General features: G+C 62.4%; 11 protein-coding genes. 2 read left to right on the top strand and 9 right to left on the bottom strand.

The features are described from left to right. Positions 1 to 140: 140 nt before the first annotated feature. The gene (locus JOD78_RS02340; protein ID WP_209568964.1) at positions 141 to 938 is read right to left on the bottom strand and encodes an NAD(P)H-dependent oxidoreductase; all 798 of its coding nucleotides are present in this window, start codon (positions 936 to 938) and stop codon (positions 141 to 143) included. A 97-nt stretch (positions 939 to 1,035) separates the two neighbouring features. Between JOD78_RS02340 and JOD78_RS02335 the strand changes: the two genes are divergently transcribed. Beyond that, positions 1,036 to 1,941 carry a LysR family transcriptional regulator gene (locus tag JOD78_RS02335; RefSeq protein ID WP_121040247.1) on the top strand — a complete coding sequence of 302 codons (906 nt, stop codon included), beginning with the start codon at positions 1,036 to 1,038 and terminating at the stop codon, positions 1,939 to 1,941. A gap of 12 nt (positions 1,942 to 1,953) precedes the next feature. Here the strand turns inward: JOD78_RS02335 and JOD78_RS02330 are convergent, their stop codons facing one another. After that, positions 1,954 to 2,847, bottom strand: a complete 894-nt coding sequence (locus JOD78_RS02330) for a LysR family transcriptional regulator (protein ID WP_121040245.1) — start codon at positions 2,845 to 2,847, stop codon at positions 1,954 to 1,956. A 414-nt stretch (positions 2,848 to 3,261) separates the two neighbouring features. Between JOD78_RS02330 and JOD78_RS02325 the strand changes: the two genes are divergently transcribed. Then, positions 3,262 to 4,065: a methyltransferase domain-containing protein gene (locus tag JOD78_RS02325; protein WP_121040244.1), complete on the top strand. Its 804-nt coding sequence runs from the start codon at positions 3,262 to 3,264 to the stop codon at positions 4,063 to 4,065. Positions 4,066 to 4,110: 45 nt separating this feature from the next. Here JOD78_RS02325 and JOD78_RS02320 read toward each other — a convergent pair whose 3' ends face one another. The 7 genes from JOD78_RS02320 to JOD78_RS02290 all read right to left on the bottom strand — a co-directional run bounded on the left by JOD78_RS02320 (position 4,111) and on the right by JOD78_RS02290 (position 16,691). Then, a complete protein-coding gene (locus tag JOD78_RS02320; RefSeq protein ID WP_209568965.1) occupies positions 4,111 to 6,303 on the bottom strand; it encodes an SWIM zinc finger family protein in 2,193 nt (730 codons plus the stop codon). Further along, positions 6,300 to 7,427: a VWA domain-containing protein gene (locus JOD78_RS02315; RefSeq protein ID WP_121040384.1), complete on the bottom strand. Its 1,128-nt coding sequence runs from the start codon at positions 7,425 to 7,427 to the stop codon at positions 6,300 to 6,302. Before JOD78_RS02315 ends, JOD78_RS02320 begins: the two co-directional genes overlap by 4 nt. Further along, entirely contained in the window at positions 7,427 to 9,883 is a 2,457-nt protein-coding gene (locus tag JOD78_RS02310; RefSeq protein WP_134136307.1) for a DUF5682 family protein, read from the bottom strand. Before JOD78_RS02310 ends, JOD78_RS02315 begins: the two co-directional genes overlap by 1 nt. A 10-nt stretch (positions 9,884 to 9,893) precedes the next feature. Further along, positions 9,894 to 10,994, bottom strand: a complete 1,101-nt coding sequence (locus JOD78_RS02305) for an AAA family ATPase (RefSeq protein WP_121040238.1) — start codon at positions 10,992 to 10,994, stop codon at positions 9,894 to 9,896. Position 10,995: 1 nt separating this feature from the next. Continuing rightward, positions 10,996 to 14,715 carry a DUF4132 domain-containing protein gene (locus tag JOD78_RS02300; protein WP_134136305.1) on the bottom strand — a complete coding sequence of 1,240 codons (3,720 nt, stop codon included), beginning with the start codon at positions 14,713 to 14,715 and terminating at the stop codon, positions 10,996 to 10,998. 154 nt (positions 14,716 to 14,869) lie between these two features. Next, on the bottom strand, positions 14,870 to 15,538 hold the full coding sequence (locus JOD78_RS02295) for a methionine ABC transporter permease (RefSeq protein WP_121040234.1): 669 nt from the start codon (positions 15,536 to 15,538) through the stop codon (positions 14,870 to 14,872). Continuing rightward, the gene (locus JOD78_RS02290; RefSeq protein WP_134136304.1) at positions 15,522 to 16,691 is read right to left on the bottom strand and encodes an ATP-binding cassette domain-containing protein; all 1,170 of its coding nucleotides are present in this window, start codon (positions 16,689 to 16,691) and stop codon (positions 15,522 to 15,524) included. Before JOD78_RS02290 ends, JOD78_RS02295 begins: the two co-directional genes overlap by 17 nt. Positions 16,692 to 16,716 lie beyond the last annotated feature (25 nt).

Genomic DNA, 16,716 nt, shown 5'->3' with positions numbered 1-16,716 from the left:
CGCTCCGACTTTCTATTTTGGATCAGCAACATTTAGGAAGGAAAGCTTCGTAAGGGTGCGCCTAAAGGAAGGTAGTGCGTGGGACAACCCGATACCTTACCCCGGCAAACTTTCCTTCTAAGCGCTATGGTCCCGATGTCTCAACCAAGCCCGACTTCCTCGACATGCGCCGCCAGGCCGCTCTGTCCCGGGGCGATATGCTCCGCCAGAACATGAGCATCCGGATAATCTCCCCCGTTTTGCGTGCGGAAAGGAATCGGCTTGTCCCGGAACAGTCCCGCCAACCGCAAACGTAAGGCATCTTCAGCTGTAGCCAGTCGGGCCTCGTTCAAATGCCCTGCGCCATATACCGCAAAGGTCGGCAAGACCTCCATCCCCGGAAAAAACAAGCTGCCATGGGTGATCGGGAAAAGCAGCTGCTCCAGAGGTCCGTTGATGCCCCGGGGTGAATAATCCACTTCCGGCCCTCCCACACACACCGAAAGCAACGCACGCTTTCCGGCCAACCCGCCTTCCCCGTATCGGTAGGCATTGCCCGCGCCGCGATAGCCGTAGGCCAGCCCATAAGCCCACACCCGGTCGATCCAGCCTTTCATGATCGCCGGCATGCTGAACCACCAGAGCGGAAATTGCAGGATCAGCGCATCGGCAGCCAACAGCTTGCGCTGTTCTTCCGCCACGTCGGACGTCTGGCAGCCATGTGCAAAGGCATGCTCGGACTCGGCGATGATAGAAAGACGATCGGAATGTTGGCGGACAGGGAAATCCTGGGCATCCAATGCACTCTTCCACCCCATGGCATACAGGTCCGAGTGCAGGACCTCATGGCCTTGATCGCGCAAGGTCCTCGATGCCACCTCGGCCAGATGGTGCGTCAGCGAGGTCTTTTCCGGATGGGCGTGGACGATCAGTATTTTTTTGCGGTCGTGCGAATGCATGGCCAGCCTTCCTTTCAGATGCAATGAAAACGGAGCCAGTGTGGGCCAGTCGCAGGTATCAGTGAAATCATGAATCTTTGCTGCTACCATCCATTCTATGGATAGCAAAAAACGCCTGGATTTGAATCTCCTGGTCACGCTGGAAACGCTGCTTGCAGAGCAGAACGTTACCAAGGCAGCTGAGCGGCTGCATTTGAGCCAGCCGGCTGTCAGCGCGCAACTCAATCGACTGCGCGAACTGTTCGAGGATCCGCTGTTGATTCCTTCCCACCGTGGCATGACCGCGACGGCAAAAGCGCTTGATCTGCTGGAACCCTTGCGGCAGGCGCTGGATCAAGTGCGATCCACGGTCGCGCAACATAGCCAGTTCCATCCCATGAGCGCGCAGATGAGTGTCTCCATCGCCAGTACCGACTATGTGCAGGCATGCGTCATACAAACGCTCTGCATGGTATTGCGGCAGCACGCGCCGGGCATCCGCATCGCGCTGCGCCATCTTGACCCGCCCCAACTCGAAGCACAGATGGCCGCAGGCGACGTCGATCTGGCGCTGATGACGCCGGATCATGCGCCGCAAAGCCTGCGCTACCGGCATTTGTTTGACGAACGTTATGTGCTCATCGGAAGGCATCGACATCCGAAGCTGAGGCGCAAGCTCTCCGTGGCGCAGTTCGCGCAGCTTGAACACGTCGTCGTCTCGCTCGATGGCGGCGGTTTCAGCACGGCTGTGGATGATGGATTGAACGCCCTCGGGTACCAGCGTCGCGTGGTGCTCTCGGCAGCCTCGTTTCTGATTGTGCCGGACCTGGTTTCGCGATCCGATGTCGTGGCGCTGGTGCCGGAGCGGCTGGTGCTCGATCGGCAGGAAAACCTGACCGTTGTCGAATGCCCTTTCCCGGTCCCGGGATTTCCCGTCGGCATGCTGTGGCACGAACGTAACCACGCCCATGGCGGACATCGCTGGCTACGCGACGTGATTATCGAGTTGGCCTCAGACATGTAGCGTATTGACCTGTCAGTTCTTGCTTTCTTTTGTCAGGATCATGTCGTAGAGCGCCTGTGCCGCCGGCGAGAGGTGCGCCGACTTGCGTGTGATCAGCACCAGACTGCGGGACACCACAGGCTCGACCAGCTGGATCGTGCGCACATCAGGATAGGCTCCCTCCTGCACGGCCAGCCCCGGCACCACGGCGATGCCCACCCCCTGCGCCACCAGTCCCATCGCCGTTGAGCTGCGCTGCACTTCATAGAAAGAACGCAAGGCGAGGCGGTTGGCGTCCAGCACCGGATCGAGCAAGGTGCGATTGCCGCTCACCTCCCCTGCAAAGATCAGCGGATACGGCTTGAGCTGCGCCCAGGTGGCCCGGCGGCGTTTGGCCAATGGATGGGTGTGGTGGCAGATCAGCACGTACCGGTCCGTGGTCAATGGAACGCTTGCCAGCTCGGGATGATGTTCCCTGGCCATGTTGATGCCGAATTCGGCTTCGCGGCGCAGCACCGCATCGGCCACGGCTGAAGAGGCGTGATCGAGAATCTTGATGCGGTTGTGCGGATAGCGCGCGGAATACGCCTGGAGGATGCGTGGCAGGTACTGCACACCCACGGTGGGCACACAGGCGATGCAGACGTCGCCACGCCGCGCCATCCCGGTTTCCCGGATCTCCACCAGCGCGCCCGCCAGCTCGTCCAGCAGCCGCCGGGCCTGGGGCAGGAAGTCCTGTCCGATTTCGGTGAGCGCAAGGGAGCGCGTGGTCCGCTCCATCAAGGTCACTCCCAGAAAATCCTCCAGCTTGCGCAAGCGCAGCGTCACCGCCGTCTGCGTCACGTGCAAGGCGCCAGCCGCGCCCTGAAAGCTGCCGTGATCGGCAATCGCGACAAACGCCTGTACACCGAGGATGTCGATTTTCATGAGTAAAACTTATTAATCTTTCAGATAATTTCATTTTACTGCTTCTCCGGCAGCGCTCAAGATACAGCCTCAAGTCAGCCCTAAGGGAGCCAGATCATGAACATCACCCTATCGGACGCGCAGCCAGGTCATGAAGAACCGGCCGCAAGCGACGCCGTCGAGCCGCTCATCCTTGATCTTCTCGAATGGATAGGAGCCGATGGACGGCCTTACAGCGAAGTGATAGATACTTGGCGAACCTCATGCCCTCGCTTGCCGGTCTGGGAAGACGCCAATGCGCGAGGCTATCTGGCACGCGTCCATGCATCTGGCGGCGTGGCCCGGATAGAGGTCAGCCAAGCCGGTGCCGCTCATCTGCAAGCCAGGCGAGGCAGACTGCTCAGCCAGAATCAACCTTCGCCACAGGAGCAATCCATGCAAACCTCTCCAGAATCCATACAAGCCCAGGTTCAATGGGACGTCAGCCAGTATTTGCGTTTCGGCGGCGAACGCCTGCGCCCGGCCCTGGACCTGATGTTGCATCTGCCCACGCAGAACCCCGCGCGCATCCTCGACCTGGGGTGCGGCACCGGCAACCTGACCGCACTGCTGCAGCAGCGCTGGCCACGGGCCGAGGTGCTGGGCGTGGATGGCTCCGATGACATGCTGGCCAAGGCGCGCCTGAACGTGCCGCAGGCCAGGTTCGTCGCTGCCGATCTGAATCATTGGGTGCCCGAGCACAAACTGGACCTGATCTACACCAATGCGACCCTGCAGTGGCTGCCCGATCATGCGCAGCTGTTCCCGCGGCTGCTGTCCTTCCTCAATCCTGGCGGTTGCCTGGCGGTGCAGATGCCGGTCATGCATGACGCGCCGTTGCGGCGCGCGCAGGTGGAGCTGGCGAGGTCACCCGCCTATGCCGATGTGCTGGGCGAGGTGTCGGAACGGCGCAATGTCCTGGAGGTGGGCCGCTATTACGACCTGCTGCGCCCGCGCGTGGCGACGCTGGACATCTGGCAAACGAGCTACCTGCACATCCTCACGGGCGCGGACCCGGTACTGGAATGGGCCAGCGGCAGCAGCCTGCGTCCCTATCTCGAGAAATTGGAAGGCGATCAATTGCAGGCCTTCCGCACCGAATATGCGCGCCGCATGCAACAGGCTTACCCGCCCAGCGCAGACGGCAGCACATTGCTGCCGTTCCAGCGCATGTTCATCGTGGCGAGCTTGCCTGGCTGAGCTGGAGCTCGCGCTCATGAAAAGGGGCAGTACTCGGTTGGAGGTTCATCTTGTCCGCCCACCAAGGTCTCCGTCACCCAACTCACTCTCCAAAAGCCGCTCGTACTGCATGCAGAGGTAATGCATGCGCAGCAAACGTCTCGCAGGATTCACCTCCGGCGCAAGCTTCGAAAACAGTGTCATGCCACCAGCCTCTGCTCTCTGGTCAAGCACACTGATCCGCGCCAGTGCTTGCCGACCTGTTTCCGGTGCAAGACCGGATTCTGCTTGCCGCTGTGCCCATTCCCGAACGTCGCGCAACGCCCTCGGGACCCGAGATGGCGCGCCGTTAGCGATGACTTCATGGGCGTCCTGAACAGCAGGGTAGTGTTGCGGGTGCCGTATCCGGGCACGCAACGGTTCGTTGGCGTCGACCGGATCATCAAAGTGCAGAGCATCGACCACAGTCTGGCCAATCCCGGCATCAGGGTAGATCAGGCTGAGCGGCTCGGCAGTCAGGCGTGCCCGGTCGTTACGCAACTTCGCTACCAGCAGCGTGCCGGGTGGCAGTTGGTCAGGCTCCATCTGCTCGATGCGTGCGATGGCGTGTGCGGCCATGTCGCTGTAGACCAGTTCAACATCAAGCATACGATCCTCTTGATCGAAAACAGGCCAATTCAGTGTCTGGCGCGTCGTGTCGAACGTGGCCGAACTATAGCGCGCGGGCCGCAAGACGACCCAATCCCTCATTGGTTGCGACTCGGCCAACAAGCTGCCCCCGCGCTGCCCGCGCGCCGCAATCAAGACCGACCAGTCGTCGCAGACCGGCAAGGTCGCTGCGAAGTGGGCTGCGCCGACGGGCGGCAATACCGACGCACTGCAGCCCTGTCCTGTTGAAATCCGTCCCTGGGCATTGAAGTGAGCTCCGGTAACCGAGGCCCGGCAGCCGGTCAACTGGGCCGGTGCACTAATACCCGCCCAAGGGCCCGATGCCCGATAGCGCTCACGCGGATTGAAACGACGCTGTGTTTCCGGCCGCGCGTCACTGCAGCAGAGAAAAACACCATCCTGCGGCGACCAGAAGAATATCGACAGACCCACATAACCCGAAGCGGAGCGCCATGGCCAGGCGCCGAGGCCCAGCAGTTCGACTGGGCCGCCCTGTGCATACTGACTGCGGGCACGCCCGATCAAATGCGTCGGTGCACCGCCCTCAGTGGCCGCACTGCCGAGGGCGTTGGCAAGCCCATAGGCCAGTGCCAACTCGTCAAGCAATCGATGTTCATCCGCACCGCCCGCTCCGACCAGCAGCATCTCTACATGGTCTGCCAGCCCGCGGATCAGCAAGGCCAGCCGATGGTATTGCACCCCCTGGGCCCACACCGCCAGTGTAGAAAACCGCTCCTGTATGCCTCGGGACAAATGCGCCAGACCGAGACTGACCGATTCCTCAATCAATTGCTGCAGACTCTCTCGCAAGCGCTGTCGCGCTGCTGCCTGCTCGCCGGCAGCATCCGGCAGGGCATGCTCCTTGCTCAGGTTGAGGGCCGCCGTGCCGGTCTTGGGCAGATCGTGCGAGAACGGTGCGGGCAGCTCGGCCCCATGCGCGCGTTGATACGCCAGCACTGCTGCAATCTGGTACTTCTCGCGGGAAGGCAGGTTGACGTCCGCTATCAGGTTGTCCAGCCCGCCGCCCAGGTACCTGAACTCCACCCGCGGATGTGCGAAACGGATCACGACGTATTTGCTGCCACTGATTTTCGGGTCAGACTGCGCGTCCAGATCATGCACGAATTGCAGCGCCCATCGGTAAGCGCGGGTTCCGCCATGGCGTGTCATGTCGGAGGGAGTGATGTGCAGCAGTGCGGCATGCAAGGGAGCAAGCGGTTCATCAGAGGTGGCCTCGGCTGCATCTGCGCCCTCTCCGCTCTTCTGTTCGCGATTGTGCTCCGTAACTGGACTGGCGTCCGCAGCCGGAGTCATCCTCTGCAGAGCGATCACCGCAGCGAGGATGTGTTGGCAGATACCGCTGGCCGGGCAACTGCATTGAGCGTGGGCGGGGCCGCGGGTATCGAAACGGATCCGGTGTTCACCGGCGCTCAAGACAAGCTCGGCAGCGCTTTCTTCCGAGATGCGGAGCGTCAGCTTCTCCAGGTCTTTGTGGGCGCGCCGCAGCAGCCCGCGATTGGCCAGCGCCGCCAACGCCTCGTCGTCAAAGCGTTGCAACTGGCTCTGCAACTGCGACAAAAAGTGGCTCATGAAATCACCTTGACCAGCCAATGCGCGAGCCGTTGCGGCGTCAGTGCGGCGATCTCCATCCCGCAGGCCGCCAGCCGCTCTGCCATCTGGCGGTCGTAGGCCGGGTGAGCCTGCCCGTCCAGCGCCGCCAGGCCGAGGGTTTTCACGCGCGCTTCGGCCAGTTTGGCCACCTCGCGCAGAAGTTCACTTGGCGGCGCACCTTCGCAGAAGTCGCTCACCAGTACAAAGACCGTGCGATGCGGATTCTCTACCAACTGACTGCAATAGCGGACTGCTTGGGCAATATGAGTACCGCCCCCGAGCTGAACCCGCATCAAGACCTCGAGCGGATCGTCAACGTAGCCCGACAAATCCACGACGTTGGTATCAAATACCACGATCTTGACCCGAAACGCAGGCAGGCCGGCCAGAATGCCTGCCATGACAGCACTGTGGATGACCGAGTCGGCCATGCTGCCGCTCTGGTCCACGCACAGGATGACGTCCCAGGGTAACCGCCGGTTGTTGCGTTCGAAAAACCGCAGCTGTTCGATCACGATCTGCTGGCGTCGGGTGTCGTAGTGCTTCAGGTTGCGACGAATGGTGCCCATCACATCGAAGTTCTGCGCCATCGCCATGGGCGAATGCCGCAAAGGGTTAAGCCGCCCGGCCAAGGCCATGCGGACCTCCGATTCGAGCCTGGCACGAATCTCCTCAATGACCTGCCTGATGATGCGTCGGGCTACCTGCAAGACCTCATCCTTGAGGTAGCCACGCAAGGTCAACAGCGTATGCAGCAGCTGCTGGTTGGGCTCCAACCGCTCCAGCGTCCGGGGATCTGTCAGCAGCTCCGTCAGGCCATAGCGCTCCAGTGCATGTTTCTCGATGACTTCGACGGCGTCGTTCGGGAACAGCTCGCGGACCTCCCCTAACCAGGTCACCAAGCTTGGCTGCGACGCTTCCAGCGAGGCGGCTCCGTGTTCGCCACGCACTCCTCGCCCGAGATACTCCCGGCTGTACAGGAATTCCAGCGCGGCATCAAGCCGGGCGGCGTGGGCTGACTGGATGGTGTGTGGCAAGCCTTTCTCGGCATACTTGCCGAGTATCAAGCGCCAGCGTGCAAGTGTGTTGTCGGGTTCGCTCATTACGTCATCCATCCTTGCAGACCGTCGTTGCGGAGGATCTCTTCCATGCTCTGCGACAATACAAGATGAGCCTGTACATCCGCTGCGCTCAGATCGTGGTGGGTCAGTCGACCGAGGTAGTCCTGCCCATGAAGCCGGGCCACGGATTCGGCGATCCGTCCCGTCTCCTTCGGAGTCATCTCGGTGAAGGCCAGGCGCAGCTCCGGCAGGTTGGCGATGAACGCTTCATCGTCCCATTCTGCCAACAAATGATCCAGTACCTGCAGCACGCCTTCCTGCTGCCACGCAACTTCGCGCGCCGTATGGAACAAGCCGCGCAGGAAGCCTACCGCCGCGTGCGGCGGTGCCATTCCACGCAGATGGCCCCGCAAGACCGTCCCCAGGCCGGCATCGGTAAGGCGGCCCGCGGCAAACAACAGACCGGCTGCGGCACCGCATATCAGCGTGGAGTCATGGCCAGCGTGCAAGCCGACAACCATGGCCCAGTACAGGCTGGCATCCAAGGCGTCGCCCGCGCGGCTGGCCAGCAACTCGCGCAGCCTTGCCAGCGCCTGCATGCTGTCTCCTGCCGTACTGTGGTGCCCGTCAAGTTCGCGGCCGAGGTAGATGGCGCGGGCATAGGCGGCCTGCAGCAGGTCGGGCAAGCCCTCCACTTCGCGTGCCTCCAGCGGTTCGCGGGATTCGGTCAACAGGCAGAGACTACCCGCCGCCGCCACCACGGAATCGAACGCAGGATCCGCCCCGACTTGCCGCCGCAACAGGGCCACAACGCGCGGTACGTGATCATGCAGGCCCAGCACGCAGGCCTGCGTCAGTAGTGCGGCGCCGGCGCGTGCACTGTGCTGGCCACTGTCGGCTTCCAGTTGCGCTACCTTTGCCAGGAATCGGTTGGCCACGGCCATTGGAACGGTCACACCGTAGACTGAAGCTTCCACCAGCGTCGCTTCGGTCGCGGCCGAGTAAGCGTATTGCCATTGCTCGTGCAGGCGTTCGAGCCCGATCCCATTGACGAAATCCGGGCCGCCGGTGCGCGCCGCCAGCGGTATCCCGAGAAAGGCCAGGCCATGCAGCAGCCGGCTGGTCGTCCGGTGTTCGGGCCTTCGATAGATGTCGAGCAGCAGGCGTCGGGAGGTTACGTCGTCGATTTTCAGCCGTTGGCGCCGTGCTCTGTAGTGAAAGTCTTGGACCAGCGGCGGCATTCCGGCGTTGGGCGGTACCTGTCCCATGGCGTCGCCGCTCAGAACATGTCCCGCAGCAGCAAACACCTGCGCTCCCTCAGCATCGGTGTCGCCTTTGACGAAGCAGCTCGTGACCGCATCCATCACATCTTCCCGTGCGGGTGCTGGGCGACCGCGCAACCGGGTTAGCCTGACAACGTGCTCGTAGGCCGCCGCCAGCGTGGGCGTGGGCAAACGCATCCCATGCTGCTGCCGCAATCTGGCGGCGACGTCAAACAGCACGTGGAGGGCCACGTCGTGGCGTACTTTTACCAACGGGCGCGACGCCAACTGACTGGCTTTGCGCATGCCCTCCCAGACCTGATGTTGCCAGGCCGGCGATGTCATGCCGGCGCAATAGCCGTTGAGCCGGTCGAGCCGGTCAAAGCTGTAACGGATCAGCGCAGAGGCCTCATCTGCAATGTCCTGGCGCAATAGCGATAGCGACGGCCGCGGCGCTCCCTCCTCCCCTCGCCGCAACAGGTCCGGCATTACAACAGCATGAAATCCGCCCATCACGGCAAGTACCGGCCCCGCTCCCGGCTGCCTCGTAGCAAGCGCTTCGCGAATGTGCCATGCCATTTCCGCTTCGCGCGCCAGATTTCCTTCGGCCTGCAACTCCTGATCGCCATATTCGCCGCGGGCGAGGTGGCAGTAGGCGACCATGGTCGTGACATGTTCTTGCACAGTGCGCGTCGTACCCGGTATCTCAAACAGGTGTTCCCAAAGTTCCTCATGGTCGCGGCACCCCAGCCGCTCTGCCAAGGCGCTCAGATAATGGCTGCGGCGGTAATGTCGCTCTTCCAGCAGTGACTCGGCGTGTGTACCCTCGGGCTGGATTGCAGGGGTCAACAGTATCTGTTCGGAAAAATCCAGGTCCATGAAACGGACCGGGATGCCCTGCCTGCTGGCAGCGCGCGCCGCCACTAGCTCGGGCGAATGATCGCAGAAAGGATAATAGGCGGCCCGCCGTGGGGGAGGTTCGTCGCCCTTCGCGCGCCGCACCGCATACGTGTAGATGGCCAGCGGCATGCGTGCCCGAGAATCCACCAGCTGGGGCAACAGCGCTGTGAATGAACGCGGGCCCTCTACCAGCACCACCGATGGCCGGATCTGCTCAAGCAGCTGTTGCAAATGCCATGCGCACACGGGGCTGTGGTGCCGCACCGGGAACACCACCAGCTCATCCGAGAAAAGCTGTGCGCCCAATGCGCGCACGTGGTCGGAAATCGGCAGCATCCGGGGCCGATCAGCGGTCCAGTTCGCGGCGCGCCTCAAGCACGCGCCGCCATTGCGGCTGGCGCTCGGCACGGGGCTTGACCACCACATCGAAGTAATGCCGCAGCTTCTTGCCGTCGTCCACATTGTCCTTGAGCACCGTACCGATCAACTGCCGCGCAATATGCTCTCCGCCAACCAGGCCGTCGCCGAAATAATGCGCGTCCAGACACGCCGCGAAGCCGACCGATACCGCCTCGGCGGAGGACATTACGGCACTGGGCTTCTCCACCACCACGCCTTCACTGGTGACCCCGGCGCGCAGATCGTGGAACGCGGTGACCAGCAGTTCCACCACATCCGGTGTCAGCTCGACGTCCACCTGGGCGTGCTTGAGCAGCGCTTCGGTACGTTCTCGTACCAGCTGGATTTCCAGCTTGCGGTCATTGATCGGTCGCACCGTCTCGAAGTTGAAACGGCGCTTGAGCGCGCTGGACATCTCATGCACGCCCCGGTCGCGGATGTTGGCGGTGGCCAGCACATTGAAGCCGCGTGCGGCAAAGATCAGCGCGGCCTCGCCATCCAGTTCGGGCACATGCAGCACCTTGTCCGAGAGCACGCCAATGAGGCTGTCCTGGATCTCGGGCTGCACCCGTGTGACTTCCTCGAAGCGGCACACACCACCGCTTTGCATGGCCTGATAAACCGGTCCGCGCACCAGCGCGCGCGGCGTCGGCCCTTCAGCCAGCAGGAGCGCATAGTTCCAGGAATACTTGATCTGGTCTTCTGTAGTACCCGCCGTGCCCTGAATCACGCAGGCGGAGTTGCCCGACACGGCGGCCGACAACAGCTCCGACAACATCGATTTCGCCGTGCCCGGCTCTCCCACCAGGAGCAGGCCTCGGTCGCTCATCAGGGTGACGATACAGCGGTCAACCAGCGCATCATCGCCGTAGAACTTGCGCTTGATGCCGAACTTTTCGTCACCCAGGATGAACGCGCGCACCGCCCTGGGGGAGAGCTTCCAGCCGCTGGGCCTTGGACCTGTATCCCGTTCGGCCAGCAGGGCAAGTTGTGCCGCATACACCTGCTCGGCTGGAGCGCGCAGGATGGACTCATGTACGAAGTTCATGTCAGTACTCGCTCTTCTTTTTCCATTCAGGATCGAAACCGCTCCCTTCGGAAGCAATCACCCGCAAGTCGTTGTAGCACTCGGACAGCAGGATCTTGGGTACCGTATGCAAAGGCAGGCCCGCGCGCTGCCAACCCGATCTGCTCGCCGTGCTGGAAAACGACAGGTTCAACAGCGCCACGGTACGATTTTCTTCTGGGAGCGGATTCCCGGTAAACGTGATCACGGCCTGCAGACCCAGGGTCGGGAAGCGCTTTTCGTAACTGTAGAACCATCCACCATCCTCGGTCGCCCCGCGCAGATAGCCCAGCTTGAGCGAGCGGCCGCGCAGCGCAAACGATTCGATCAGGTGGCCCTCAAAATCCGTGATGCATTGATTGTTGCTGACCTCTGCCGGCGGGATGTAGATGCCCTTGCCCATCTGCTGGAACAGCGGCACGATCTCGTAATCGGACAGATGCTGCTGCCAGCGCGCTATCTGATCCGGCGTCAGCAGGCAGTCATGGGCGATGCGAATGCGGGCGTTCGCCCGGAACTGCAGTTCTTCATCATCAACATCGGTGAGGGTACCGTCGTCCAGCGGACGGAAGGTGCGCAGCGCGCCCTCCTTCCCCACTTCGACCCATACCAGACGCTGCGCCAGATGACGCACCACCGGATGCCGGTTCAAGTACAGGCTCCAGTCTTCGAACGACCATTCTCGCTCTGTACACAGCGCTTCATACAGGCGCTCGCTCTGCAGGCTGACGATGCTCTTGATCTCTTTCTTGGCCGCGCTCAACGCCTTCCTGGCGTCCTTGGCGAGCTCAGCATCATCGTCCTGGCGCGGCTCCGGCAAGGCGGCGATCTTTTTCCCGTCCTGGTTGCAGAGTTCGATCCTGAAGTCTGCATGCAGGTGTGCGGCGAAGCTGCGCGGGCCATAATTCAATTCCATCTCGCCGTTCTCGTCGAATCCCGCCGTGGGTATGGTCCGGTCCGCCAGCTCGGACAGTGTCCAGCCCTTGCGCTCGGCCAGTGCGCTCGCTTGGGAGGTGGCTTCATCCTGGAAGCTCTTGGTACGAAAACGACTTCCGATGGAGAGCATCAGTTGGGTCGCGGAAGGATGATCGATCCACGCCAGCATACCGATGAGCGCCTTGCCTTGGCTGGCACGCGAGCCGTACCAGGCCTTCAGGTAGCGCGATACCGGGACGGCGGCACCTTCGCGTGCGCACACTGCGGAAATGGCCAGCAAGCCCCGGCTGGCGCTGGCAGAGCCTGCCGGCTGGCGCAGGCAGGCTGGCAGATACTTGGCTACCAGTTCCTCCAACGTCGGAACCTGCTGGGGAGCATTCGGGCCTTTTGAATAATTGCTCAAGTAATGGTGCATCGAGTGTGCTTGGCCTTGCGCCAGCGCCATGGCATCCTCGGGCGCGATCGGACGCACGTCTTCATCAAGCCAGGCCTCCAGGATGAATTGCCCAAGCCGCTCGCGGTCGCGCTGCTCAAACATCGCGCACAGCTTGCGCAGCAAGGTGTTGGGTTCAGACTGTTTCTGCTTGACGGCCTGTACCATCATCCAGCGCAGCAGATCGCCATCGACGGCCTCTCCGTTATTGGCCCAGCGGACTGTCGGCAAGGCGGCCCAAGGGAACCAGGCCAGTTCCTTGGGCAAGCCCTTGCCCAGCGCCTTGGTTGCATCGCCTAGCAGTGCGGTGCGGTCCAGATACTTGTCGACCGGCTGACCCAATACCTCCAATGCATCCAGCATGGCCCCCTTGGCAAGATCGTTCTTCTCCTTCTTCAGCGCCAGTTCCAGCGCCGCAACGGCACCTGTAAAACCTAGCCGGCCCAGCCATTGCGCCGCCACCGCACGGGTATCTGCCTTGCCATCGGCCAAGGCGGAAACGATACGCGCTTCCTTGTCCGGCAAGGTTGCCAGCGCAACCTGGGCCGCCTGGCGTTGCGTCTTGGCCGTGCCGAGCGCCAGGCTGAACAGCACGTTGACCAATGGCGGCGGTGGGAACGGCAGAGTCGCTATCGCACGGAACAGACCATCACGGTTGAACCAGTACCCGAACGGCTCATCTCTTCCGGCCAGCAGCTGAACCACGGTCTCCAGATGACGGGCCACGAATGGCCATACGGCCCCATGGTCCCATTCTCTGCCGATCGGATCGCCCCAGGCGGAGCAGTAAGTGTACAGAACGCTGGTGGCCGACTGTCCGGCTTCTTCGAGCATTCCCGACAACTCCAGGAGGGTCGGCCGGCCGCTGGTGCGGTACATCTCATTGAAGGCCCCCGACGCTACCGAGCTCAGTTTGCCGTCCGAGTCGGTAGCCAAGTCAAAGAACAACAGCATTTTCAGCAATGCGGCTGGCGTCATCTCCTCCGAGGCAACCAGTGTCCGCAGCGCGGGACCGACATGGTGATGATTGATCATGCGCCGATCGTCGTGCTCGGGCGGCATGGGGCTCTCCGAGGCCAGGTAGGCGCGCAACGCACGCTGGTCATCCTCCGTATAGAGGGTTATCTGACGCAACGGGAAGTTGTGCCCTGCAGCCTGCATCCGCTGGTGATGCTGGATTGACTGCTTGTTGGCGGTGACCATGGAGTCCGTGATCGTCTGCCACAAGGCGTCGAGCTGATCAGAAAGAACCGGAGTCAGCGCCACCGGCCATTTAATGACAGGCATCGCATAGTCGAAGGTTTGTGTGCTTGCCTTGGCAGCGGATTGCTGCTCATCGTCCCACTCAGCAAGCAAGGCGTTGACGGAAGCCGCCTTGTCGGCGGCGGCAGTATCCCGTGCCAATTGCTGGCTGGGTGCATCCTCCTGCTCGCACGCAATGGTGTACATCAGCCGCAATGCGTGCAGCCGCTGCTCTGGCTTGCCACGGCAGGCGAAGTCAAGCAAAGCCGCGCAGGCCGGCAGGCCGACACGGCGGATCACCACGTCCGCCGCCGATCTCACCTGCTTGCTGCTCGAGGCGACCATTGCCATCAGCTCCGGCAGCAGGCTCCGGAGTGTGGAAACCTCGGCTCTTTCCAGCATGGAAAGGCAGTGCAGGCGGTGCGCAACGGAGCCGTCCAGCAAGTGGCGGATGGACTCGACTTCGCGGTCCAGCCACATGCCGTAGTCCTTGAGGTCAGTGATGAGCAGGTGGCGCTGGTAGGCGTAGTAGCCCACCAGAGAAGCCTCCGAAAATGAGGCCACCAGCAGTGCAGCCGGGGCGATTCCCGCTTCGATCAGCAGCTTTTCGATGGTTGGTGCCGACAGCGCTGCGCTGTGGGGTCGCCGCGGCGACCAGACGTTGAGGCCATGGCCGGTAGTGTGCATGAGCAAGACTTCCGGCCAATGCGCCTCGCCAGGCAATTTCAGAAACAACCTGCTGTTGTTCCACACCACGCAAGCTTCCAGCAGCCTGGCCCAACGCAACGCGACCTCCACCGGCAGGGTGTCGAAAGCATCGTAAAAACGAAGGACGACTGCATGCTCCCGTTCATCGCTGTAGCCGACTACGTTCAGCTGTTCAGCCACATTGGAGTTCTGGCCGACTTCTTGCAGGACAGCCTGGGGCGCACCTGTGAGGACATAAGAGACCATGTCGCCAACCAGTCCTGCGCGCACCGTCCCCTCCGGCAATCCGTTGATGCGGGAGAGCAGTGCCTCAAGCTGTTCGTTCCAGTTCTGCGGCACGTTGGCCGTTGTGCCATCCAAGGTCTTGCTGCAACCGTCAAGCATCGTTCTAACCTCCCCCGTTGTATCGCCGCTTGTTAACAGTCGGCAATGGTATCAAAGAGATGGTTGTTGCGAACTTGCCGGTGCATGAATTCAGCGATATTTTGCTGCGTACGCTGCCACGGATCCAGCCGCTACTGGGCTCTGCCGGCCGCTATCATCGGTTCCGCAGCCAGCGCACGTAGCCATCCCCCAGCCGCTGCACCACCGACACCAGCAAAATCAGCACCGCAATGACGATCACCATCACCTGCGTATCGAATCGCTGATAGCCATAGCGGATCGCCAGATCCCCCAGCCCGCCCGCGCCCACGGCACCGGCCATGGCCGAAGAGCTGATGAGGGCCACCAGCGTGATCGTGAATCCACCCACGATCCCCGGCAAGGCTTCGGGCAGGTAGACATGCCGCACGATGTCCCATTTCTTGCAGCCCAGTGCCTGCGCTGCTTCGACCAGACCAGGATCAACCTCGCGCAAGCTCACCTCGACGATGCGCGCAAAGAAAGGCGTGGCGCTGATGGCCAGCGGCACGATGGCGGCCCAGACGCCGATGGTGGTGCCCGCCACCAGGCGCGTGAGCGGAATCAGCGCCACCAGCAGAACGATGAAGGGCGTGGCACGAAAACCATTGATGATGCTGCCCAATACCCGGTGCACGCGCGGCGAGGCCAGGAAGCCGCCCGGCGCCGTCACGATCAGCAGCACCGCCAGCGGAATGCCCGCCACCAGCGCCAGTGCGCCCGAGATGCCGACCATCTGCAGCGTATCGACCAGCGCATTGCCGTAGCGCTCGATGGGAATGGAAAGACTAAGTTCGAGTGACATATCCCAACTCCTTGATGTGATGCGCAATCGCCGTGGGTCCCTGCGTCAGGGCCTGCCAGTCTGGTGATCCCGTGACGTCGGCCAAGGCGATGTAGAGCTGACCGTGGGTATGTCCCTGGATGCGCTCCACGCTGGCCTGCAGCAAGCGCGTCTTGCCGCCCAGCGCCTGCGCCACGCGCAACAGATCAGGCTCCAGGCCATCCCCGCCACGGTATTGCAATTGCAGAATGCGCTCATGCAGCCCGGACGGCGGCACGGTCTGCAGCTGGTCCAGCAGTTCCGGCGGCAGGCCTTGCTGCAGTGGCGCCAACAAAGCTTGCGTGGCTGGATGGGCGGGATTACCGAACACCTGCCACACCGGTCCCAGCTCGGCGATGCGCCCCTGCTCCAAGACCAGCACCTGGTCGGCGATCTCGCGAATGACGCTCATTTCATGCGTGATCAGGATCACCGTGATGCCCAGCTTGCGGTTGATGTCGCGCAGCAGTTGCAGGATGGCGTGGGTGGTTTCCGGGTCCAGCGCCGAGGTGGCCTCGTCGCAGAGCAGGATCTCGGGCCCGCTGGCCAGGGCGCGGGCAATGCCGACACGCTGCTTCTGGCCACCCGAGAGGCGGCGCGGATAGGTTTCTGCCTTGTCCTGCAGACCGACCAGGGCCAGCAGTTCACGCACCCTGCCCTCCACCTGCTGGCGCGGCACGCCGGCCACGCGCAGCGGCAAGGCGATGTTGTCAAAGACGGTCTTGGCCGAGAGCAGGTTGAAATGCTGGAAGATCATGCCGATGCGCCGGCGCAATTCCACCAGTTGCGCATCGTCGAGGGTCGCGATATCCACCCCATCGACTTCGATGCGCCCGCTGGTGGGCGTCTCCAGCCGGTTGATGGTGCGCAGCAGGCTGGATTTGCCGGCCCCGCTGCGGCCGATGATGCCGAAGATGCTGCCGGGTGCAATCTCCAGGTCGATGTCCTGCAAGGCCTGCACCGGGCCGGCCGATGAGAGGTAGGTCTTGCCGACCTGGCGCAAGGCCACCCTGCCCTTGGGACCGCTGCCGGGCCACGGGCCGCCGGGGGCCGAGGCCTGCGCGGCAGCATCATGCTCCGCCTCGGGACGGCTGGGAGCGGTCAAGGATTGTCTGGCCGTGATCGAGAGTTCCATGCGGTTTCCTTCCGGGACGGGTGCG

The organism is Herbaspirillum sp. 1130, from assembly GCF_017833835.1.
Taxonomy (GTDB): domain Bacteria; phylum Pseudomonadota; class Gammaproteobacteria; order Burkholderiales; family Burkholderiaceae_D; genus Herbaspirillum; species Herbaspirillum huttiense.
Note: the sequence above shows the minus strand (reverse complement) of the source record. Positions and strands in the feature narration are given on the sequence as shown.

Coding starts and splice junctions, on each gene's coding strand:
- JOD78_RS02340 (WP_209568964.1), bottom strand. CDS start 938: ATGCATTCGCACGACCGCAAAAAAATACTGATCGTCCACGCCCATCCG.
- JOD78_RS02335 (WP_121040247.1), top strand. CDS start 1,036: ATGGATAGCAAAAAACGCCTGGATTTGAATCTCCTGGTCACGCTGGAA.
- JOD78_RS02330 (WP_121040245.1), bottom strand. CDS start 2,847: ATGAAAATCGACATCCTCGGTGTACAGGCGTTTGTCGCGATTGCCGAT.
- JOD78_RS02325 (WP_121040244.1), top strand. CDS start 3,262: ATGCAAACCTCTCCAGAATCCATACAAGCCCAGGTTCAATGGGACGTC.
- JOD78_RS02320 (WP_209568965.1), bottom strand. CDS start 6,303: ATGAGCCACTTTTTGTCGCAGTTGCAGAGCCAGTTGCAACGCTTTGAC.
- JOD78_RS02315 (WP_121040384.1), bottom strand. CDS start 7,427: ATGAGCGAACCCGACAACACACTTGCACGCTGGCGCTTGATACTCGGC.
- JOD78_RS02310 (WP_134136307.1), bottom strand. CDS start 9,883: ATGCTGCCGATTTCCGACCACGTGCGCGCATTGGGCGCACAGCTTTTC.
- JOD78_RS02305 (WP_121040238.1), bottom strand. CDS start 10,994: ATGAACTTCGTACATGAGTCCATCCTGCGCGCTCCAGCCGAGCAGGTG.
- JOD78_RS02300 (WP_134136305.1), bottom strand. CDS start 14,715: ATGCTTGACGGTTGCAGCAAGACCTTGGATGGCACAACGGCCAACGTG.
- JOD78_RS02295 (WP_121040234.1), bottom strand. CDS start 15,538: ATGTCACTCGAACTTAGTCTTTCCATTCCCATCGAGCGCTACGGCAAT.
- JOD78_RS02290 (WP_134136304.1), bottom strand. CDS start 16,691: ATGGAACTCTCGATCACGGCCAGACAATCCTTGACCGCTCCCAGCCGT.